Origin of the sequence: Clostridium sp. AM33-3 (genome assembly GCF_003480315.1) — a bacterium.
Classification (GTDB): domain Bacteria; phylum Bacillota; class Clostridia; order Lachnospirales; family Lachnospiraceae; genus Brotaphodocola.
The window spans coordinates 180,644-181,337 of record NZ_QUIV01000003.1; the positions used below are offsets into that span (position 1 = coordinate 180,644).

A 694-nucleotide genomic window follows, 5' to 3' on the forward strand; every position below is an offset into this window, starting at 1 on the left:
CGCAGCTTATCACGTCTTTCATCGGCTCTTAGTGCCAAGGCATCCACCCTGCGCTCTTTATAGCTTAACCAATTGATTTTCGCCTGCGGGTGCTGGCTACTCATCTACGATACATAGCGTTGTATCGCTGGTCTTAGGTTCGTTATTTAAAACGAGTTATTGTTTGGTTACATCTTTCGATGTAACACCTCGGATGTCTTGATATTATCTTTTAAAAGATTTTATCTTGATTAATTCAATATGCAGTTTTCAAGGTACATGTCTGACTGACATTTTTATCAGTCATTAGAAAACTCAAATTCTTGAATTCTCTAATCACTGGTAAAAACCAGTTATATGGAACAGCACTACCCTGCTGAAGTAGGTTAACACATTCTTCTCAGTCTTATCCATCACAGGCTTCGCCTTTATCTCCACCCATTAAAATGTGTCCGTTCTATATAAAACACTCTCGTGAGTGATTTTAATAGATATTCCGGCACCCACCTGCTCTCCCATGCCGTCTCCAGCATAGTACCATCGGCCGCCTGCGTCTTAACCGTCGTGTTCGGGATGGGAACGGGTGTTTCCCACAAGCGCATCGGCACCGGAAATGTTAGAACCTTTTTATCAAAGATTCAACAGTGTTTAAAACTCTTACTTCTTCGTTTCCTTAGAAAGGAGGTGATCCAGCCGCACCTTCCGATACGGCTAC

At 42.5% G+C, this 694-nt stretch carries 1 rRNA gene; it reads right to left on the reverse strand.

The window, feature by feature from the left end:
- Positions 1 to 473 precede the first annotated feature (473 nt).
- A 5S ribosomal RNA gene (gene rrf / locus DW819_RS03210) occupies positions 474 to 591 on the reverse strand.
- Positions 592 to 694 lie beyond the last annotated feature (103 nt).